Annotated in this window: 20 protein-coding genes; 15 read left to right on the top strand and 5 right to left on the bottom strand. The window is 63.4% G+C overall.

The genetic code is table 11. The features are described 5' to 3' along the window. Positions 1-100: 100 nt before the first annotated feature. Positions 101-544, bottom strand: coding sequence for an RNA polymerase-binding protein DksA (gene dksA / locus IX761_RS24810; RefSeq protein WP_194792140.1), 444 nt, complete (start codon positions 542-544; stop codon positions 101-103). Between the two features lie 213 nt (positions 545-757). On the opposite strand from dksA, the gene IX761_RS24805 reads away from it, so the two are divergent. Both IX761_RS24805 and sfsA read left to right on the top strand, forming a co-directional pair. Beyond that, positions 758-1,930: a pyridoxal phosphate-dependent aminotransferase gene (locus IX761_RS24805; protein WP_194792139.1), complete on the top strand. Its 1,173-nt coding sequence runs from the start codon at positions 758-760 to the stop codon at positions 1,928-1,930. Positions 1,931-1,932: 2 nt separating this feature from the next. Beyond that, positions 1,933-2,646, top strand: coding sequence for a DNA/RNA nuclease SfsA (sfsA, locus tag IX761_RS24800; protein WP_194792138.1), 714 nt, complete (start codon positions 1,933-1,935; stop codon positions 2,644-2,646). On the opposite strand, the gene IX761_RS24795 is transcribed toward sfsA, so the two are convergent. Continuing rightward, positions 2,636-2,953: a Rieske (2Fe-2S) protein gene (locus tag IX761_RS24795; protein WP_194792137.1), complete on the bottom strand. Its 318-nt coding sequence runs from the start codon at positions 2,951-2,953 to the stop codon at positions 2,636-2,638. The two genes, sfsA and IX761_RS24795, sit on opposite strands and share 11 nt — an antisense overlap. Before the next feature lie 163 nt (positions 2,954-3,116). Between IX761_RS24795 and IX761_RS24790 the strand changes: the two genes are divergently transcribed. The 4 genes from IX761_RS24790 (at position 3,117) to IX761_RS24775 (ending at position 6,850) form a co-directional block, all read left to right on the top strand. Further along, on the top strand, positions 3,117-4,001 hold the full coding sequence (locus IX761_RS24790; protein ID WP_194792136.1) for a heme/hemin ABC transporter substrate-binding protein: 885 nt from the start codon (positions 3,117-3,119) through the stop codon (positions 3,999-4,001). 50 nt (positions 4,002-4,051) lie between these two features. After that, the gene (locus IX761_RS24785; protein WP_194792149.1) at positions 4,052-5,035 is read left to right on the top strand and encodes a FecCD family ABC transporter permease; all 984 of its coding nucleotides are present in this window, start codon (positions 4,052-4,054) and stop codon (positions 5,033-5,035) included. Next, on the top strand, positions 5,035-5,802 hold the full coding sequence (locus IX761_RS24780; RefSeq protein WP_194792135.1) for a heme ABC transporter ATP-binding protein: 768 nt from the start codon (positions 5,035-5,037) through the stop codon (positions 5,800-5,802). The genes IX761_RS24785 and IX761_RS24780 overlap by 1 nt, the downstream gene beginning before the upstream one ends. A 154-nt stretch (positions 5,803-5,956) precedes the next feature. Then, positions 5,957-6,850, top strand: a complete 894-nt coding sequence (locus tag IX761_RS24775) for a ChaN family lipoprotein (RefSeq protein ID WP_194792134.1) — start codon at positions 5,957-5,959, stop codon at positions 6,848-6,850. A 352-nt stretch (positions 6,851-7,202) separates the two neighbouring features. Here IX761_RS24775 and IX761_RS24770 read toward each other — a convergent pair whose 3' ends face one another. From IX761_RS24770 to IX761_RS24760, 3 genes are all read right to left on the bottom strand, one after another. Continuing rightward, the gene (locus IX761_RS24770) at positions 7,203-7,484 is read right to left on the bottom strand and encodes a TfoX/Sxy family protein (protein WP_194792133.1); all 282 of its coding nucleotides are present in this window, start codon (positions 7,482-7,484) and stop codon (positions 7,203-7,205) included. A 190-nt stretch (positions 7,485-7,674) separates the two neighbouring features. Continuing rightward, positions 7,675-8,022 carry a pentapeptide repeat-containing protein gene (locus IX761_RS24765; protein ID WP_194792132.1) on the bottom strand — a complete coding sequence of 116 codons (348 nt, stop codon included), beginning with the start codon at positions 8,020-8,022 and terminating at the stop codon, positions 7,675-7,677. Positions 8,023-8,122: 100 nt separating this feature from the next. Then, the gene (locus IX761_RS24760) at positions 8,123-9,685 is read right to left on the bottom strand and encodes an AAA family ATPase (RefSeq protein WP_194792131.1); all 1,563 of its coding nucleotides are present in this window, start codon (positions 9,683-9,685) and stop codon (positions 8,123-8,125) included. Positions 9,686-9,802: 117 nt separating this feature from the next. On the opposite strand from IX761_RS24760, the gene mrcB reads away from it, so the two are divergent. From mrcB to msrQ, 9 genes are all read left to right on the top strand, one after another. After that, a complete protein-coding gene (gene mrcB, locus IX761_RS24755) occupies positions 9,803-12,124 on the top strand; it encodes a penicillin-binding protein 1B (protein WP_194792130.1) in 2,322 nt (773 codons plus the stop codon). Between the two features lie 26 nt (positions 12,125-12,150). Further along, entirely contained in the window at positions 12,151-12,930 is a 780-nt protein-coding gene (locus tag IX761_RS24750; RefSeq protein WP_194792129.1) for a tetratricopeptide repeat protein, read from the top strand. After that, complete coding sequence (locus IX761_RS24745) at positions 12,927-13,259, top strand: YqcC family protein (RefSeq protein ID WP_194792128.1); 333 nt, start codon at positions 12,927-12,929, stop codon at positions 13,257-13,259. The genes IX761_RS24750 and IX761_RS24745 overlap by 4 nt, the downstream gene beginning before the upstream one ends. Before the next feature lie 408 nt (positions 13,260-13,667). Next, the gene (locus tag IX761_RS24740) at positions 13,668-15,392 is read left to right on the top strand and encodes an acetolactate synthase 3 large subunit (protein ID WP_194792127.1); all 1,725 of its coding nucleotides are present in this window, start codon (positions 13,668-13,670) and stop codon (positions 15,390-15,392) included. Between the two features lies 1 nt (position 15,393). Further along, positions 15,394-15,885 carry an acetolactate synthase small subunit gene (ilvN, locus tag IX761_RS24735; RefSeq protein ID WP_003250040.1) on the top strand — a complete coding sequence of 164 codons (492 nt, stop codon included), beginning with the start codon at positions 15,394-15,396 and terminating at the stop codon, positions 15,883-15,885. Between the two features lie 54 nt (positions 15,886-15,939). Then, on the top strand, positions 15,940-16,956 hold the full coding sequence (gene ilvC / locus IX761_RS24730; RefSeq protein WP_003250043.1) for a ketol-acid reductoisomerase: 1,017 nt from the start codon (positions 15,940-15,942) through the stop codon (positions 16,954-16,956). Between the two features lie 151 nt (positions 16,957-17,107). Then, a complete protein-coding gene (gene pssA / locus IX761_RS24725) occupies positions 17,108-17,959 on the top strand; it encodes a CDP-diacylglycerol--serine O-phosphatidyltransferase (RefSeq protein WP_194792126.1) in 852 nt (283 codons plus the stop codon). A 77-nt stretch (positions 17,960-18,036) separates the two neighbouring features. After that, positions 18,037-19,050, top strand: coding sequence for a protein-methionine-sulfoxide reductase catalytic subunit MsrP (gene msrP / locus IX761_RS24720; RefSeq protein WP_194792125.1), 1,014 nt, complete (start codon positions 18,037-18,039; stop codon positions 19,048-19,050). Beyond that, entirely contained in the window at positions 19,050-19,661 is a 612-nt protein-coding gene (gene msrQ, locus IX761_RS24715) for a protein-methionine-sulfoxide reductase heme-binding subunit MsrQ (protein ID WP_194792124.1), read from the top strand. The genes msrP and msrQ overlap by 1 nt, the downstream gene beginning before the upstream one ends. The last annotated feature ends 734 nt before the right edge of the window (positions 19,662-20,395 follow it).

Here is a 20,395-nt window from a genome sequence, read left to right as displayed (position 1 = left end):
GAGCGGGCTTGCCCCGCGATGGCGTCGGTAAACCCGACAATCTCATCGCGGGGCAAGCCCGTTCCCACAACCAATACGCCCCGTTTTCAGGGAATCAGGGTCAGCCTTTGCCGACGGTCTTTTCCTTTTTCTCGGCAATTTCCTTGCAGTCGAAGCACAGGTCCGCGGTCGGACGGGCTTCCAGGCGGCGCAGGCCGATTTCGATACCGCAGGAATCGCACCAGCCGTATTCATCGTCCTTGATCTTGTCGAGGGTCTTGTCGATCTTCTTGATCAGCTTGCGCTCGCGGTCGCGGTTGCGCAGCTCAAGGGCGAACTCTTCTTCCTGGCTGGCGCGGTCCGCCGGGTCGGGGAAGTTCGCGGCTTCATCCTTCATGTGGTCCACGGTGCGATCCACACTGACCATCAGCTCGCCTTTCCAGGCATTGAGGAGCTTGGTGAAGTGCTTCTTCATGGGCTCGCCCATGTACTCTTCACCTTTGGTCTCTACGTAGGGCTCTACACCGTACATGGTCTGGGCTTTTTGCTTTTCTACGGTGGACATGAATAGACCGCCTCTCACTCATCTGATCCAATGCGCAGGCTTGCTTCCATCTCCGGCACCCGCCGGCCCTGCGACTGCGAGCCGCCGAACTTACCAGATAGATCCGGGGTGCGCTACCCCGCCTTATGCCTGCTATTGACAGCGGCGCGGGCGGCGCGTTCGCAGGCCGGCACAGGTAGAATCACCAGTTTAGACCCAATTGAGAGAAGGCCCATGGCTCAGCCACACAGCGCGCGCGCTCGCGCCATCGAACCCTTCCACGTCATGGCCCTGCTGGCGCGCGCCAACGAGCTGCAGGCTGCCGGCCACGACGTGATCCACCTCGAGATCGGCGAGCCGGACTTCACCACCGCCGCGCCGATCGTCGCCGCCGGCCAGGCCGCCCTGGCTGCGGGCCATACCCGCTACACCGCCGCCCGAGGCCTGCCGCAACTGCGCGAGGCCATCGCCGGCTTCTATGGCCAGCGTTATGGCGTCGACCTCGACCCTGAGCGTGTGCTGATCACCCCCGGTGGTTCGGGCGCGCTGTTGCTGGCCAGCAGCCTGCTGGTCGACCCGGGCAAGCACTGGCTGCTGGCCGACCCGGGCTACCCGTGCAATCGGCACTTCCTGCGCCTGGTCGAAGGCGGCGCGCAGCTGGTGCCGGTGGGGCCGGACGTCAATTACCAGCTGACGGCCGACCTGGTCGAGCGTTACTGGGACAAGGACACGGTCGGTGCGCTGGTGGCCTCGCCGGCCAACCCCACCGGCACGGTGCTCGGCCGCGATGAACTGGCCAGCCTGTCCAAGGCCACCCGCGAGCGTCATGGCCACCTGGTGGTGGACGAGATCTACCACGGCCTCACCTATGGCATGGACGCACCCAGCGTGCTGGAAGTGGATGACGAGGCCTTCGTCCTGAACAGTTTTTCCAAATATTTCGGCATGACCGGCTGGCGCCTTGGCTGGCTGGTGGCGCCGCCCTCGGCGGTTGCCGACCTGGAAAAACTGGCGCAGAACCTCTACATCAGCGCCCCCAGCATGGCCCAGCACGCCGCGCTGGCGTGCTTTGAGCCGGACACCCTGGCCATTCTCGAGGAGCGCCGCGCCGAGTTCGGCCGCCGCCGCGACTACTTGCTGCCGGCCCTGCGCGAGCTGGGCTTCGGCATCGCCGTCGAGCCGCAGGGTGCCTTCTACTTGTACGCCGATATCAGCGCGTTTGGCGGCGATGCCTTCGCTTTCTGCCGGCACTTCCTGGAAACCGAGCACCTGGCCTTCACCCCGGGCCTGGATTTCGGACGCCACCAGGCCGGCCACCACGTGCGCTTCGCCTACACCCAGAGCCTGCCGCGCCTGGAAGAGGCCGTGCAGCGCATTGCCCGTGGCCTGAAAAGCTGGCAGGGCTGAGGATGCTATTCCCGCAACTGGAACAGGCACGCCTGCTGCGTCGCTACAAGCGCTTCCTGGCCGATATCGAAACGGCCGATGGCGAACAGCTGACCATCCACTGCCCGAACACCGGCTCCATGCTCAATTGCATGCGCGAAGGCGGGCAGGTGTGGTTCAGCCGCTCCAACGACCCCAAGCGCAAGCTGCCCGGCACCTGGGAGATCAGCGAGACGCCCCAGGGGCGGCTGGCCTGCGTCAACACCGGGCGCGCCAACGCCGTGGTGGAGGAAGCGCTGCGCGCGGGGGTGATCAGCGAGCTGGCCGGCTTCACCACGCTCAAGCGTGAGGTGGCGTATGGCGAGGAGCGCAGCCGCATCGACTTCTACCTGGAGTTCGCCGATGGCGGCAAAGCCTATGTCGAGGTCAAGAGCGTGACCCTTGGCTACCCGGACACGCCGGTGGCGGCCTTCCCCGACGCCGTCACCCAGCGCGGCGCCAAGCACCTGCGCGAACTGGCGGCGCTGGCGCGCCAGGGTATTCGTGCGGTGCAGCTGTACTGCGTGAACCTCAGTGGTATCGAGGCGGTGCGCCCGGCAGAAGAAATCGACGCCGCCTATGCCCAGGCATTGCGGGCTGCCGTGGTGCAAGGGGTAGAAGTGCTCGCCTACGGTACGCGCCTGGATGCGCGGGAGTTGGTCATCGACCGGCCGCTGCCGGTACTGCTCACTCCGTGAGCCAGATGCCCTGGCTGTCTTCCAGGCAGGCCAGGGCCTCCAGCCATTCACCTTCGCACGGGCCGGCCACGCATTCGCCGCTTTCTATAAGGAACAATGCACCGTGATGGGCGCAGTGGATCAGGCTCGCGCTGTCGTCGAGGAAGCGGTCCGGCGCCCAGTTCAGCGGGATGCCGCGGTGCGGGCAGCGGTTGCGATAGACATGGACCTTGCCCTGGCGGCGCACGCCGAACAGCGGCTGGCCCGCTACGCTGAAAGCGCGGCTGTGGCCTTCGGCGAGGTCGGTGGAGGCGCAGAGAAATTGCATCGAGGAAGAGCTCGTCCGGTCGAGTCGTGTAACAAAGGGATGGCTTGACGCTTCAATGCGAATAATTATCAAATTGCCCGCATTCGCCGCGCCAGGTTGCCTATGGTGCGCAACTGCGTCGCTCGCCACAAGGCGCGCGGCGTGCCTTCTGCAAAGGAATCCGATGATGCGTCGTCCTGCTGCCCTGATCGCCCTGTGCGCCGGTCTTGCCCTGTCCGGCCAGGCCCTGGCCACTGAACTGCCACAACGCTGGGTCAGTGCCGGGGGCGCCCTGAGCGAATGGATCAGCGCCCTTGGCGGCGAGCAGCGCCTGGTCGGCGTCGACACCACCAGCCAGCACCCGGCCTCGCTCAAGGGCCTGCCAAGCATCGGCTACCAACGCCAATTGTCGGCCGAGGGCATCCTCAGCCTGCGCCCGGATGTACTGGTGGGCACCGAAGAGATGGGGCCACCGCCGGTGCTGGCGCAAATCCGCAAGGCGGGTGTACGGGTCGAACTGTTCTCCGGCAAGGCCGAAATCGCTGCCGTGGACGAGAACCTCAAGCACCTGGGTGTGTTGCTGGGCAGCGAGCAGAAGGCTGGCGAGCTGGCCGCGGACTATCGCCGTCAGTTGGACGCGCTGCAAGGCCAGGTCAAACAGGCCCAGGCCGGGCAGAAGGCGCCGGGCGTGTTGCTGCTGGTCGGCCATGCTGGCGCCAAACCGCTGATCGCCGGGCAGGGTACCGCCGGGGACTGGGTGCTGCGCCAGGCGGGTGGGCGCAACCTTGCCGAGCACCAGGGCTACAAGAACTTTTCGGTAGAGGCGCTCGCTGCGCTGGACCCGGATGTCGTGGTGTTTTCCGATCGCGCGTTGGAGGGGGAGCAGGCGTTGCAGGCGCTGCTCAAGGAAAACCCAGCCCTGGCCGTTTCGCGCGCGGCGCGTGACAAGCGCCTGGTGTCGCTCGACCCGACCCTGCTGGTCGGCGGCCTCGGGCCACGGCTGCCGGCCACCCTGCATGCGCTTGCCGCCAGCTTCTACCCCGCCGCCAAGGCCAGCCTTAACCCATGAGGCCACGGGTTCAAGCGCGCACACTGTTCATTGGCCTGGCGCTGTTGTGCTTGCTGGCGGTGTGGCTGTCGTTGGCGCTGGGGCCGGTCAGCCTGCCGTTGCTCGACACGCTGAGGGCCGGCATGCGACTGGTGGGTATCCCGGTCGCGGGTGACGGGTTGGAGCAGGCCGAAATGATCCTTGGCCAGATACGCTTGCCACGCACCCTGCTGGGGTTGGCGGTGGGCGCGGTGCTGGCGCTGTCCGGGGTGGCGATGCAGGGGCTGTTTCGCAACCCGCTCGCTGATCCGGGGTTGGTGGGGGTGGCCAGTGGCGCGGCGCTGGGGGCTGCGGTGGCGATCGTCGGGGGGAGTTGGCTGGGCGGCATCCCCGAATGGTTCGCGCCTTATCTGCTGTCGTTGTGCGCCTTCGTCGGTGGCCTGGGGGTGACGGCGATGGTCTATCGCCTGGGCCGGCGTGACGGGCAGACCAATGTCGCAACCATGCTCCTGGCCGGGATCGCCATGACCGCGCTGGGCGGGTCGGCGGTGGGCCTGTTCACCTACCTGGCCGATGACGCCACGTTGCGCACCCTGACTTTCTGGAACCTCGGCAGCCTCAATGGCGCCAGTTACGAGCGGCTGTGGCCGCTGCTGCTGGTGGCTGCGGCGGTGGCACTGTGGTTGCCGCGCCGCGCGCAGGCACTCAATGCCCTGTTGCTGGGGGAGTCGGAAGCCCGTCACCTGGGCATCGACGTGGAAGCGCTCAAGCGTGAGCTGGTGCTGTGCACCGCGCTGGGTGTCGGCGCCGCGGTGGCCGCCGCGGGCCTGATCGGCTTCATCGGGCTGGTGGTGCCGCACCTGGTGCGTTTGTTGGCGGGGCCGGATCACCGTGTGCTGCTGCCGGCCTCGCTGCTGGCCGGCGGCACACTGTTGCTGTTCGCCGACCTGGTCGCCCGCTTGGCGCTGGCGCCGGCCGAACTGCCGATCGGGATCGTCACCGCCTTCATCGGTGCGCCATTCTTCCTGTTCTTGCTGGTGCGGGGGCGCAGCTGATGCTGGATGTCGAAGGACTTCATCTCACCCGTGGCGGTAGCGAGGTTTTGCGTGATATCAGCCTGTGCCTGGAGCCGGGGCGGGTGCTGGGTGTGCTTGGCCCCAACGGCGCCGGCAAGAGCAGCCTGCTGGGCGCGCTGTGCGGCGAGCTGATGCCGACGGCGGGGCGCGTGCGGTTGGACGGGCGGGCGCTGGGCGACTGGCCCGGCCAGGAACGTGCCCGCCGCCTGGCGGTGTTGCCACAGGCGTCCAGCCTGGGCTTTGCGTTCAATGTCGAGGAAGTGGTCGGCATGGGCCGGTTGCCCCATGACAGCGGCCGGCAGCGCGACCGCGAGATCGTGGTGGCCGCGCTGGAGGCGGCGGATGCCCTGCACCTGGTCGAGCGCAGCTACCTGGCGCTGTCCGGCGGCGAGCGTCAGCGCGTGCACCTGGCGCGGGTGCTGGCCCAGCTGTGGCCGGGCGAGGCAGGGTGTACGTTACTGCTCGACGAGCCCACCTCGGCACTCGACCCGCTGCACCAGCACACCACTTTGCAGGCCGTGCGCAGTTTCGCCGACCGGGGTGCTGCGGTGCTGGTGATCCTGCACGACCTGAACCTGGCGGCACGCTACTGTGACCATATCCTGTTGCTGGAGCAGGGTCGCTGCCATGCCCTGGGTACGCCGGGGCAGGTGCTGTCCCCGGCGGCGCTCAAGGCGGTGTTCGGTATCGACGTGCTGGTGCAGGCGCATCCGGAGCGTGGCCACCCGCTGATCATCATTCGCTAGGCTTTGTACGAAAAGTGCCTGCGCGACGATCATGCTGCGTTGAAAACAGGCTCGGAATGCTCATTTACAACCCGTAAACTCCGCTTCCTCGCCTGTTTTCGCCTTGCCTGATCGTCGCTCGGCGACTTTTCGTACAAACCCTAGGAGCTCGATCATGGGTCACCCAGTGTCGTTCTTGCTGACGGTTTGCCTGGCGCTGACGTTGGGCGCCTGCCAGGCCAGCCTGCCGCCGTTGCCGGCCTGGCAGTCCAGCCAGGGGCGTGATGATGCGCAGCTGGGGCGGATCGTGGACGTCGGCAGTGGGCAGGTGCTCAGCCCCGAGCAGTTGGTCCAGCGCCTGGCCGATGCGCCACGGGTGCTGGTGGGTGAAAAGCATGACAACCCGGACCACCACGCGCTGCAGCTCTGGCTGCTGCGCGTCATGCAGAGCCGTCGCCCGCAAGGCAGCTTGTTGCTGGAAATGCTCCAGCCCCAACAGCAAGCGCTGGTCGATGGGCTGAAACAGTCCTCGCCGCTGCCGGCTGATCTGCCCAAGGCCCTGGCTTGGCAGGCGGGCTGGGATTGGGCGCAGTACGGGCCGATCGTCCGCGAAGCGCTGGGCCGGCCCTATCCCTTGCTGGCCGCCAACCTGTCACCGGACGAGATACGCCAGGCCTACCGTCACCCGTCCAGCCCGAGCGGCGAGCGTTCCAATGCCCCTGAGGTGGTGAAGGCACTGACCGAACAGGTGCGTGCTGGGCACTGCGACCTGCTGCCGCCAAGCCAATTGCCGGCCATGCTTGCCGTGCAGCAGCAGCGCGACCGGCGTATGGCCGAGCGCTTATTGAGCGCGCCGCAACCGGCGCTGTTGTTCGCGGGCAGTTATCACGTGCGCAAGGATTTGGGGGTGCCGTTGCACCTGGCCGACCTGGGCGCCCAGGGGACGAGCAAGGTACTGCTGTTGACGGAGGTGGGGGAGGTGGTCGAACCGGGCATGGCCGACTTCGTCTGGTACACGGCGGCATTGCCTGAGCAGGATTATTGCGCGCAGTTGCGCAAGGGGCATTGACCGCATCGCCGGTAAGCCGGCTCCCTCTGGGGCTTGCGCGTCCTCTGTAGGAGCGGCCTTGTGTCGCGACGGGCTGTAACGCAGCCCCAGCGATTTGTGTGGCACAAGCGATCGCCGGGGCCGCTTTGCGGCCCTTTCGCGACACAAGGCCGCTCCTACAGAAACCAGCGCAAGGTAGGCACAATCACAGGCAAAAAAAAGACCCGCCAAATTGGCGGGTCAATAACCGTGATTAGCCTGATGAGGAGATAATCTGAGCGTCCGAACCAGGGACCTTTCAGGTTATCCAACCAGTCTCGCGACCAGTTGTGATAATCATAACGATTCTCATTTCTACGTCAACACCTTCCCATCATTTATTTTCGATCTTCTGCGGCTGGCACTTGGCGTCGAGTTGCTGGTTCAGTGCTTCTTTGCGTTCCACCGGCAGGTCGTTCCAGTGCATGTCCAGCAGGGCGCCTTCGATGGCGTACAACAACACCTTGGAAGCCCGGAATCCTCGCGTTCTCACGGCTTGATAGGCCCCCACCGCGCCGAGGCGGCGAAGGTCCGATGCACTGTGGATGCCCACGGCGTGCAGCCATTGCGCGGAGGTCTTGCCAAGGTTTTTCAGGTGCTGCAATTCATCGTTCATCGAGCCTCCTTGCGATGGCTGAACGGGACGTGGGGATAAATCGCGAGCAGGTCAGAGAGGAGTGTAGCGGGGGTTCGCAATTACGCGGCCTTTTGCCATCTGGGCCGACAAGGGGCTGAGGCGCGGGGGCGCGCGGTGTCTGCGGGAGCGGGTTCACCCGCTCCCACAGTGTTTGGCAGGCCACCTGTGCTCAGCGGGCAGTGCGGTAGCGCAGCCGTGTGCCGTACTTCACCGACATGAGGATCTCGTCGGCACTCAGCTCGTTGGGGAAATAGGTCCCGGAAATCTGCGCATGGGCAAGGCTCGCCCCCTCCAGGCCGTTGTTCCGCAGGTCGAGCCCGCGCAGGTCGGCGGCGCGGAAATAGGCGTCGGTGAAGTCGATGCCGCGCACGTCCAGGTCACGCAGGTCGAGGCCGCGGAAATCGCCGCCGCGAAAGTCGATGGGGGTGTCGGTGGGCTTTTCGCGGTTGAAGGCCGCGATCTTCTCGTCGCGGACCATCGTGTACAGGACGTTGTCCAGCTGACGGGGTTGATTCATGGCGGCGCCTCCTCCGTGGGGTGTGATGATACTGTAATGCCATCACTGGAGAGGCGCCGGACTTCAGGCGTGAACTGTCGACTGCTTCACGCCTGGCGGGTCAAAGGCCGGGCAGGTGCTGGCGGATCTGTTCGATCAGCTGGTCCATGCTGGCGCTTTCATGGGTGTTCACGTGCTTGGCGTGTTTCTGCTCCTCGGCATCCAGCGGTTCGCGGCTGGCCTGCTGAGCCTTGATCACCTCCAGGGTGGCGTCCGACGGGTCGAGCTGTTCCGCCTGGCGCTGTTCCAGCCAACTGGCGATCACGGCGTCGGGGGCCTGGCAGTCGAGGATCAGGAAGGGCACGCCAGTGTCGCTGGCGACTTCGGCTGCGGCCTTGCGCTGCGCATGCTTGAGGTAGGTGGCGTCGAGCACGACCGGGAAGCCGGCGCGCAGGATGATCTGTGCCAGTTGATGCAAGCGTTGGTAGGTGGCGGCGCTGGCATCGCTGCCATAGATGCCCGCTTGCAACTTTCCGGCATCGGCCTGCTGCTGTTCGCCGAACAGGCGCTTGCGCTCGACATCGGAACGCACACGGATCGCCCCCAGCGCTTCGACCAGGCGCATCGCCACGTGGCTCTTGCCCACGGCCGAGACGCCCTGGGTGATAGCCAGCAGGCGCGTGGGGATGGCGCTGTAGCTTTCGGCGAGGTTGGCGTAGTTGCGGTAGGTGCGCAGGGTGGTGGCGCGCTGCACGCCATCGGCGTCGGCCGGCATGCTGAACAACGCGACCTTGGCCCGTACCAGGGCGCGGTAGGCCTTGTAGAAATTCAGCAGTTCCAGGCCTTGGTAGTCGCCGGTCAGCTCCAGGTACTGGCTGATGAAACGGCGCGACAGGCATTTGAGGCCACGGTCTTCGAGGTCCATGGCGAGGAAGCCGACGTCGGCATAGACGTCGGTGAGGCGGAACGGTTCGTTGAACTCGATGCAGTCGAAGATCACCACCTTGCCGTCGATCAGGGTGGCGTTGCCCAGGTGGATGTCACCGTGGCATTCGCGGATGAAACCGTCGGCCTTGCGTGCCTCGAGCAGGCCGTGCAGACGCTTGAAGCTGTCCTGGGCCCAGGCTTGCAGGGCGTCCAGCTGTTGCAAGTCGGCCTTGTCGCTGAGGAATGGGCGGATCTGCTCGAAGTTCTGCTCCACCGGTGCCATCACGGCGTCCGGGGTGCCCAGCGGGTGCTCGACCGACACCTTCGGTGCCTGCAGGTGGAACTCGGCGATCTGCCGGGCCATCTGGTCGATGTGCTCGGCGTTCAACTCACCGTTGGCTTGCAGGGTGCTGAGCATCTGGCCCTGGGGGAACTGGCGCATCTTCAGGGCGTATTCGATCGCCGGGCCTTCACCGCCGATCTGCGGCGCTTCGGCAGTGCCGGTGATCGGCAGCACTTCCAGGTACAGGCCGTCGGTGAGGCGCTGGTTCAGGCGCAACTCTTCGTTGCAGAAATGCCCGCGCTGGTCCAGGCCGGTGAAGTCGAGGAAGCCGAAGTTCATCGGTTTCTTGATCTTGTAGGCGAACTCGCCGGTGAGCAGGACCCAGGAGATATGCGTCTCGATGAGCTGGAAGCCCTCAACGGGGTGCGGATAGAGCGCAGGGTTCTGCAGCGCGTTGATCAGGGCTTGGCTCACGAGGGATCCTTTCGAGGTCAGGGAATTTGAAGGCGCCATTATGGTCAATGGTGCCGATCCTGCAAACCGCCCGTGGGCGCCTGCCCCCTCTTTTGAAAGTGCGTATAATCCGCCGCCATGACTCGTACCCGAACTTCCCGCTCCCCTAAAAAACAGCCAACCAGCCGCGCGCGCGCCTGGTTGGGTTGGGCGATCAAGCTCAGCTTGGTCGGCCTGGTCGTGATCGCCGGCTTCGCGGTCTACCTCGACGCCACTGTCCAGGAGAAGTTTTCCGGCAAGCGCTGGACCATCCCGGCCAAGGTGTATGCCCGGCCGCTGGAGCTGTTCGTCGGCCAGAAGCTCAGCCGCAACGACTTCCTCACCGAACTCGACGCCCTGGGTTACCGCCGCGAAAGCGCGGCCAACGGCCCGGGTGCGGCGTCGGTCAACGGCAACAGCATCGACATCAACACCCGTGGCTTCCAGTTCTATGAGGGGATGGAGCCGGCGCAGTTCGTGCGGGTGCGCTTCTCCGGCGACTATGTCGCGGGGCTCAGTGGCGCCAACGGCGGCAAGCTCGACGTGGTGCGCCTGGAGCCGCTGATGATCGGCGGTATCTACCCCAAGAACCTCGAAGACCGCATCCTGATCAAGATCGACCAGGTGCCGCCGTACCTGCTGGAAACCCTGATCGCCACCGAAGACCGCGACTTCTACAGCCACTTCGGCGTGTCGCCCAAGTCCATCGCCCGCGCCGTCTGGGTCAACACCTCGGCCGGTGCCATGCGCCAGGGCGGCAGTACCCTGACCCAGCAGCTGGTGAAGAACTTCTTCCTCACCAACGAGCGCAGCCTCAGCCGCAAGCTGACCGAGGCGATGATGGCCGTGCTGCTGGAAATGCACTACGACAAGCGCGAAATCCTCGAGGCCTACCTCAACGAAGTGTTCGTCGGCCAGGACGGCCAGCGCGCCGTGCATGGTTTCGGGCTGGCCAGCCAGTTCTTCTTCAGCCAGCCGCTGCAAGAGCTCAAGCTGCACCAGATCGCCTTGCTGGTGGGTATGGTCAAGGGCCCGTCCTACTACAACCCGCGTCGCTACCCGGAACGTGCCTTGCAGCGCCGTAACCTGGTGCTCGACCTGCTGGCCGAGCAGGGTGTGGTCGGCCAGGACGTGGTGGACGCGGCGAAGAAGATGCCATTGGGCGTGACCAAGCGCGGCAGCCTGGCCGACAGCTCGTTCCCGGCGTTCCTCGACCTGGTCAAGCGTCAGCTGCGTCAGGACTACCGCGACGAAGACTTGACCGAAGAAGGCCTGCGCATCTTCACCAGCTTCGACCCGATCCTTCAGATGAAGGCCGAGACCGCCATGAGCGAGACCTTCAAGCGCCTGGCCGGGCGCAAGGGCTCGGACGACGTCGAGTCGGCGATGGTGGTCTCCAACCCGGAAACCGGTGAGATCCAGGCCTTGATCGGCAGCCGCCAGTCGGGCTTTGCCGGTTTCAACCGCGCCATCGACGCCGTGCGGCCGATCGGCTCGCTGGTCAAGCCGGCGGTCTATCTCACCGCGCTGGAGCAGCCGAGCAAGTACACCCTGACCAGCTGGGTGCAGGACGAGCCGTTCTCGGTCAAAGGCGCCAATGGCCAAGTGTGGCGCCCGCAGAACTATGACCGTCGCCCCCACGGCACCATTTACCTGTACCAGGGGCTGGCGAACTCCTACAACCTGTCCACCGCCAAGCTCGGCCTGGAAGTGGGCGTGCCGAACGTGATCAAGACCATCGGCCGCCTGGGTGTGCAGGTCGACTGGCCGGCGTTCCCGTCGATGCTGCTGGGCGCCGGCGGCATGTCGCCGATGCAGGTGGCGACCATGTACCAGACCATCGCCAACGGCGGCTTCAACACGCCGATGCGCGGTATCCGCAGCGTGCTCACCGCCGAAGGCGAGCCGCTCAAGCGCTACCCGTTCCAGATCCAGCAGACTTTCGACCCGGGCGCCATCTATCTGGTGCAGAACGCCATGCAGCGGGTGATGCGCGAGGGCACCGGCCGTTCGGTGTACAGTCAGCTGCCCAGCTCGCTGACGCTGGCGGGCAAGACCGGCACCAGTAACGATTCGCGCGACAGCTGGTTCTCTGGTTTCAGCCAGGACCTGCTGGCGGTGGTCTGGCTGGGCCGCGACGACAACGGCAAGACACCGTTCACCGGTGCCACCGGTGCGCTGCAGGTGTGGACCAGCTTCATGAAGAAGGCCGACCCGCTGCCGCTGGACATGCCGCAACCGGACAACGTGGTGCAAGCCTGGATCGACCCGTACAGCGGCCATGGTTCCGACGGCAGCTGTCCGGGAGCGGTGCAGATGCCGTATATTCGCGGCAGTGAACCAGCCGCTGGCGCCACCTGTGGTGGCGAGCAGAACCCGGCCGAATCCGTGATGGACTGGGTCAAGGGCTGGATGAATTGAGCACGAGCTTCTGAAGAGGGTGTGAAGTGAACAAGTGGTGGATACCTGCCCTGGCGGCAGTGAGCGTGCTGCACGGTTGTGCCAGCGTCCCGCGTGGCAACATTCCGGTGGTCGATTCGAGTACCCGGGTCTCCAACAGCGAGCGCGTTACAGCCAATCGCACGTCGGCGTACCCGACCAGCGGTGGCAGCAGCCAGGCCCAGGCGCTACCCGAGGATTCCGGCGTGACCGTGATGATCCCGCAGGGGACCGGTGGCGCGCCGATCCAGTCGGTCCCGGCCGGCGGCAGCATCACGCCGATCAGCACCGGCCCGATCACCCCGGGCCCGGTAAGCAGTGGCCCGATCACCACCAACCCCAACCCGATCGCCGATGAGCCGTTCGACATCGCTTCGATGAGCAACCCGACGCCGGCCACTAGCGCGCCGACCGGCATCCCGCGCGGCAATGCGTCCAGCGGTGGCCTGTCTGCCGACGAGCAACTCGACGGCCCGGTACTGGCGCTGCTGACCACCGCCCAGCAACAGCAGGGTAGCGGTGACTTCAACGGCGCCGCGTCGAGCCTGGAGCGTGCCCAGCGCATCGCCCCGCGTGAGCCGCAGGTGCTGTTCCGCCTGGCCCAGGTGCGTCTGTCGCAAGGCGACGCCGCGCAGTCCGAGCAACTGGCTCGTCGCGCGCTGACTTACGCCAACGGCCGCCCGGACCTGCAAGCGCAGTTGTGGAACACCATCGCCCAGGCTCGCGAGAAACAGGGTGACAGCGCCGGTGCCGCCCTGGCGCGGCAGAAGGCACGGGTCAACCTGTGATGGAACCACGCATTCTCGATATCGCCGACCACCTGCTGCTGATCGAGCACGAGCTCAGGGTGCAGGGCTGGTGGGACGATGCCGCGCCCAGCGCCGAGGCGCTGGCCAGCGTGGTGCCATTCGCGGTGGACAGCATGAGCTTCGAGCAGTGGCTGCAGTGGATCTTCCTGCCACGCATGAAGCTGATTCTCGAGCATGGGCATCCGCTGCCCAATGCTTCGGGCATTCTGGTGATGGCCGAGACGGTGTTCGTCGACCGCCCGGAACAAAGCCGCGAGCTACGGCGCCTGTTGGCAGAGTTCGATCAATTGATCGCGCCTTCCGCCTGATTTCTTCTCTTTTTCCGATAAGGGCCGCAGATTGTGGCCCTTTTTTGTGGAAATCTTCCTAGTTCTGCTGCTGGGTGCGTTTTTAGTGGTGGCAGTGATTCATCTTGCGGAAAAATTGGCAATAATTTTTCTTGACTTGTGCGCGCCGAATCACAAGAATCCAGATTCCGCTGTAGAGGGACTGCCAGAAGCAGACCCGCTAAGCAGATCATGAGGCGCACACCCGCGCCGACTTGTAACACCCCGCAACGCGTTACCTCGCGCTGGGTGGGAAAGCCCGAAACATTAGAAGGGCATTCCCAATACTTGCTCAGTCAGTGCTGACGTTCGCTCATGCTCTGCTTGGCAGTAAACCTATTAAGACCCGCCCAGTGAGGGCGGTATTCTGGCGTTTTAGAGGTGAACAACGTGGAGCTTTTATCTGGCGCTGAGATGGTCGTCCGCTTCTTGCGTGACGAGGGCGTTAAGCACATCTACGGGTACCCTGGCGGTGCTCTCCTTCATGTTTACGATGCTTTGTTCAAGGAACCGGAAGTCGAGCACATCCTGGTCCGTCACGAACAGGCTGCCACCCATATGGCGGACGGTTACGCCCGTGCCACCGGCAAGGCCGGCGTGGTGCTGGTGACTTCCGGCCCCGGCGCGACCAATGCCATCACCGGCATTGCCACCGCCTACATGGATTCCATTCCGATGGTCATCCTGTCTGGCCAGGTGCCCAGCACCATGGTCGGCACCGATGCGTTCCAGGAAACCGACATGATCGGTATCTCCCGGCCGATCGTGAAGCACAGCTTCATGGTCAAGCACGCTTCGGAAATCCCTGAAGTTCTGAAAAAAGCCTTCTATCTGGCGCAGTCCGGCCGTCCTGGTCCGGTGGTGGTCGACATTCCAAAAGATATGACCAACCCGGCTGAGAAGTTCGAGTACATCTACCCGAAAAAGGTCAAGCTGCGTTCGTATAGCCCGGCTGTACGTGGTCATTCCGGCCAGATCCGCAAGGCGGCCGAAATGCTCCTGGCGGCCAAGCGTCCGATCGTCTACTCCGGTGGTGGCGTCATTCTTGGTGGTGGCTCCGAAGCCCTCACCGAAATCGCCAAGTCGCTGAACCTGCCGGTCACCAACACGCTCATGGGCCTCGGCGGCTTCCCGGGCACCGACCGCCAGTTCATCGGCATGCTCGGCATGCACGGCAGCTACACCGCCAACATGGCCATGCACCACGCTGACGTGATCTTCGCCGTCGGTGCGCGTTTCGACGACCGTGTGGTCAATGGCCCGGCGAAGTTCTGCCCGAATGCCAAGATCATCCACATCGACATCGACCCGGCGTCGATCTCGAAGCTGATCAAGGCAGACGTCCCGATCGTCGGCCCGGTCGACAGTGTGCTCAACGAAATGCTGGGCATCCTCAAGGAAATCGGCGAGCAGCCAGACAAGGCGGCGCTGGATGCCTGGTGGAAGCAGATCGACGAATGGCGTGGTGACGGCGACCTGTTCCCCTACGACAAGGGCGACGGCAACATCATCAAGCCGCAGCAGGTGATCGAGACCCTGTGCGAAGTGACCCAGGGCGATGCCTTCGTCACCTCCGACGTGGGCCAGCACCAGATGTTCGCGGCGCAGTACTACCGCTTCAACAAACCCAACCGCTGGATCAACTCCGGTGGCCTGGGCACCATGGGCTTCGGTTTCCCGGCGGCCATGGGCATCAAGCTCAACTTCCCGGACCAGGATGTGGCCTGCGTCACTGGCGAAGGCAGCATCCAGATGAACATCCAGGAGCTGTCCACCTGCATGCAGTACGGCCTGCCGGTGAAGATCGTCAACCTGAACAACGGTGTGTTGGGCATGGTCCGCCAATGGCAGGACATGGCCTACAACGGTCGCCACTCGCACTCCTATGTCGAGTCGCTGCCGGACTTCGTCAAGCTGGCCGAGGCCTATGGCCATGTGGGTATCCGCATCACCAGCCTGAAAGACCTCAAGCCGAAACTGGAAGAGGCTTTCGCGATGAAGGACCGCCTGGTGTTCATCGACATCGCGGTCGACCGCACCGAGCACGTCTATCCGATGCAGATCAAGGATGGCTCGATGCGTGACATGTGGCTGAGCAAGACGGAGCGTACCTGATATGCGGCACATCATCTCCCTGCTGCTGGAAAACGAACCCGGTGCTTTGTCCCGCGTGGTCGGCCTGTTCTCCCAGCGCAACTACAACATTGAAAGCCTGACCGTGGCGCCAACCGAAGACCCGACCTTGTCGCGTCTGACGCTGACCACCGTTGGCCATGACGAAGTGATCGAGCAGATCACCAAGAACCTGAACAAGCTGGTCGAAGTGGTCAAGCTCGTCGACCTGTCGGAAAGCGCTCACATCGAGCGTGAACTGATGCTGGTCAAGGTCAAGGCCACCGGTGCCCAGCGCGCCGAGATCAAGCGCACCACGGATATCTTCCGTGGCCAGATCGTCGATGTGACCGCCAGCGTGTACACCGTGCAGCTGAGCGGCACCAGCGACAAACTGGACAGCTTCATCCAGGCCATCGGCACCGCATCGATTCTCGAAACCGTGCGCAGCGGCGTCACCGGCATTGCCCGTGGCGACAAAGTGCTCAGCATCTAACTTCAAAAATTAGCGATGGCTCCGCAGGGGCCGAGATATAACCAGGGGTATTTCATGAAAGTTTTCTACGATAAAGACTGCGACCTTTCCATCATCCAGGGTAAGAAAGTCGCCATCATCGGTTACGGTTCGCAAGGCCACGCCCAGGCGTGCAACCTGAAGGACTCCGGTGTAGACGTTACCGTCGGTCTGCGTAAAGGCTCGGCCACCGTTGCCAAGGCTGAAGCCCACGGCCTGAAAGTCGCCGACGTAGCTACCGCCGTCGCTGCCGCCGACCTGGTCATGATCCTGACCCCGGACGAGTTCCAGGGCGCTCTGTACAAGAACGAGATCGAGCCGAACATCAAGAAGGGCGCCACCCTGGCCTTCTCCCACGGCTTCTCGATCCACTACAACCAGGTCGTTCCGCGTGCCGACCTCGACGTGATCATGATCGCGCCGAAGGCCCCGGGCCACACCGTTCGCTCCGAGTTCGTCAAAGGCGGCGGCATCCCTGACTTGATCGCCATCTACCAGGACGCTTCCGGCAACGCCAAGAACGTCGCCCTGTCCTACGCCTCGGGCGTGGGTGGCGGCCGTACCGGCATCATCGAAACCACCTTCAAGGACGAGACCGAAACCGACCTGTTCGGTGAGCAGGCCGTTCTGTGCGGCGGTACCGTCGAGCTGGTCAAGGCCGGTTTCGAAACCCTGGTCGAAGCGGGCTACGCCCCGGAAATGGCCTACTTCGAGTGCCTGCACGAGCTGAAGCTGATCGTTGACCTCATGTACGAAGGCGGTATCGCCAACATGAACTACTCGATCTCCAACAACGCCGAGTACGGTGAGTACGTCACCGGCCCTGAAGTCATCAACGAAGAATCCCGCAAGGCCATGCGCAACGCTCTGAAGCGCATCCAGGACGGCGAGTACGCGAAGATGTTCATCAGCGAAGGTGCCACCAACTACCCATCGATGACCGCCAAGCGTCGTAACAACGCTGCCCACGGCATCGAGATCATCGGCGAGCAACTGCGTTCGATGATGCCTTGGATCTCGGCCAACAAGATCGTCGACAAGACCAAGAACTAAGTCTTGTTTTGCTGAATGAAAAACGCGGCTTCGGCCGCGTTTTTTCGTTTGCGCGGCCCGCTTCTGGTATAAAGCGACCAGTGGCCCGCCGTCAGAACCCATTTCGCGGGCCCGTGTCGAACATATTCCACCCAGTTGCAAGGTACTTTTCATGAGCGAACGTCCCGAAGAGCCGAACAAGCCCTCCGACGCCGAAAGCCTGCTACCGATCGATGAGCATGTCGAAGAAGGGCATGACGCTGAAGGGCGCAAGGTCCGTCACCGCGGCATCTACCTGTTGCCCAACCTGTTCACCACCGCCAACCTGTTCGCCGGTTTCTATTCCATCATCAGTTCGATGAGCGCACAAAGCGCCCTGAGCGCTGGCGACCCGCGCGAGGCGAGCAAGTATTTCGCCTTCGCCGCCATTGCGATCTTCGTCGCCATGGTGCTGGACAGCCTCGATGGCCGCGTGGCACGCATGACCAATACGCAAAGCGCCTTCGGTGCCGAGTACGACTCGTTGTCGGACATGGTCGCCTTCGGTGTGGCGCCGGCACTGCTGGCCTTCGGCTGGGCGCTGGGTGACATGGGCAAGGTCGGCTGGATGGTGGCCTTCATCTATGTAGCGGGTGCGGCCTTGCGCCTGGCGCGTTTCAACACCCAGGTCGGCACCGCCGACAAGCGCTACTTCATCGGCCTGGCCAGCCCGGCTGCGGCAGGTGTGGTGGCCGGTACCGTATGGGCGTTCAGCGACTACGGTATCCAGGGCAGCAAGCTGTCGTTCCTGGTGGCCCTGCTGGTGGCGGCCGCCGGCATGCTGATGGTCAGCAATATCAAGTACAACAGCTTCAAGGAGCTGGACCTGAAAGGGCGCGTCCCGTTCGTTGCGATCCTGGCCGTGGTGCTGGTGTTCGCCGTGGTCTTCAGCGACCCACCCCGCATCCTGCTGCTGATCTTCCTTGGTTACGCGATTTCCGGGCCACTGCAGTACCTGCTGCGTGGTCGTCGGCGCAAAGCCTGACCACGATTTAATCGTGGAATAACCTGCCGGCTCCATAGTCTTACGGGTACATCAGTTACCCGCACTGTGGAGCCGTCATGCTCATCAAACTCCCCCGGTCTTCCGACTGCACGTCGGCACAGATCACCCCCGAAGCAATCTACCTTTCCCGTCGCAGCATGCTAGGTGGCACCTTTGCCGGCTTGGCCCTGGGCGCATTGCCGCGCATGGGGGCGGCTGCAGAGCCTTCGCGCTATGCCGATGCGGCAGCCGGCTCGGCGCCGACATGGTTCGCCGACAAGCTGGGCGCCACCAAATGGCAGGCAGTCACGGTGAAAGATGAGGCGATCACGCCGTTCAAGGATGCCACCCACTACAACAACTTCTATGAGTTCGGGCCTGACAAAGGCGACCCGGCGGCCAATGCCGGCAGCCTGAAGACCGAACCATGGAGCCTGGTGGTCGATGGCGAGGTGGCCAAGCCGGGGCGCTATGCGCTGGAAGACTTCGTCAAACCTTATCAGCTGGAAGAGCGTATCTATCGCCTGCGCTGCGTGGAGGCGTGGTCGATGGTCATTCCGTGGCTGGGCTTTCCGTTGGCCGAGGTGCTCAAGCAGGTCGAGCCCACTTCGAAGGCGCGCTATGTTCGCTTCGAGACCCTGCAGGATCCGAAAAGCATGCCTGGGCAGCGCTCGGGCTTTGCACTGATCGACTGGCCCTATGTGGAAGGTTTGCGCCTGGATGAGGCAATGAACCCGCTGGCGATCCTTGCGGTGGGTATGTATGGCCGGGAGCTGGCCAATCAGAACGGAGCACCGCTACGCCTGGTGGTGCCGTGGAAGTATGGCTTCAAGAGTATCAAGTCGATCGTGCGTATCAGCCTGGTTGCGGAGCAACCGCGCACGACCTGGCAGGGGTTGGCGCCGGATGAGTACGGTTTCTATGCCAACGTCAACCCGACGGTCGACCACCCGCGCTGGACCCAGGCCCGGGAGCGGCGCCTGCCCAGTGGGCTGTTCAGCCCCAATGTGCGCGAGACGCTGATGTTCAATGGCTACGCTGACGAAGTGGCGTCGCTGTATGGCGGGCTGGATCTGCGGAAGAACTATTGATGCGCTATCCCTGGTTGCGTTTGGCGATCCTCATTGTCGGTTGCCTGGTTCCGGCCTGGTGGTTGTATCAGGCGGCGACGGGGCAACTTGACCCTGACCCGGGCAAGATCCTGGTGGATCGGCTTGGGCTGGGGGCGTTGGTGTTTCTGTTGATCACCTTGAGCATGACGCCGCTGCAGAAGCTGACGGGGTGGCCGGGCTGGATCGTGGTACGGCGCCAACTGGGGTTGTGGTGCTTTGCTTATATAGTGCTGCACATGACTTCTTATATGGTGTTCATCCTGGGCCTGGACTGGGGGCAGTTGGGGGTGGAGTTGCGCAAGCGGCCGTACATCATTGTCGGGGCGCTGGGGTTCCTGGGGTTGTTGGCGTTGGCGGTTACTTCCAATCGCTACAGTCAGCGGCGGCTGGGGGCGCGGTGGAAGAAGCTGCACAAGCTGGTGTATGTGATTCTTGGGTTGGGGTTGCTGCATTTCTTGTGGATCGTGCGCTCGGACCTGAAGGAGTGGGCGGTCTATGCGGGGGTAGGGGCGTTGCTGATGGTGTTGCGGGTGCCGGCGGTGGCGCGGCGGGTGCCGCGGTTGGGGCGAGCGAAGGGGAGGGTGGCTTGAGGGTGGCTTCGGGGCTTGTCTTCAGGTTGTGTTGGTCTTGAGAGGTGCTTGCCGTTGTTCTTCTAGTGCCCTTGAAGTCGAGCGCCGCGCGGGCGGCGCTCGATCTGATGGGCGCTGCAAGGGGTGTGGCAAGCCCCTGGCGGCCGTTGCACGGTCTTTTCCCCTTATATTTCAATTTCTTGAAATATAAGGTTGACGCGCTTTCAGATCCCCTTATAATGCGCCCCACTTCCAGCGACAACGGAACGCGAAACTCCTTGGGAATCAACGAGTTAAGCGATTCGAAAGATCCGGAAGTGCTTCGGTCTCATGATCGATAGCGGTGAAAAGGTGGTTGACAGCAGGTTGTAACGCTGTATGATTCGCCTCCCGCTACGAGAGATCGCAGCGAGTCAAGTGTTTGAAGCTAAACGAGTTTCTCGGGAAAAACTTCAAAATAAACGCTTGACACGAAATGAGGAAAGCGTAGAATGCGCGCCTCGGCTGAAGCGAAACGCTAAAGCCAACCGCTCTTTAACAAATTGAATCAAGCAATTCGTGTGGGTGCTTGTGAGTACGGACTGATAGTCACAAAGATTATCAGCATCACAAGTGACCATGCGAGAAATCACATAGTCATTTGAGATTGCTGAGCCAAGTTTAGGGTTTCTTAAAAACCCAAGCAGTATTGAACTGAAGAGTTTGATCATGGCTCAGATTGAACGCTGGCGGCAGGCCTAACAGCAGGCCTAACA

Origin of the sequence: Pseudomonas sp. UFMG81 (genome assembly GCF_015354575.1) — a bacterium.
Taxonomy (GTDB): Bacteria; Pseudomonadota; Gammaproteobacteria; order Pseudomonadales; family Pseudomonadaceae; genus Aquipseudomonas.
Note: the sequence above shows the minus strand (reverse complement) of the source record. Positions and strands in the feature narration are given on the sequence as shown.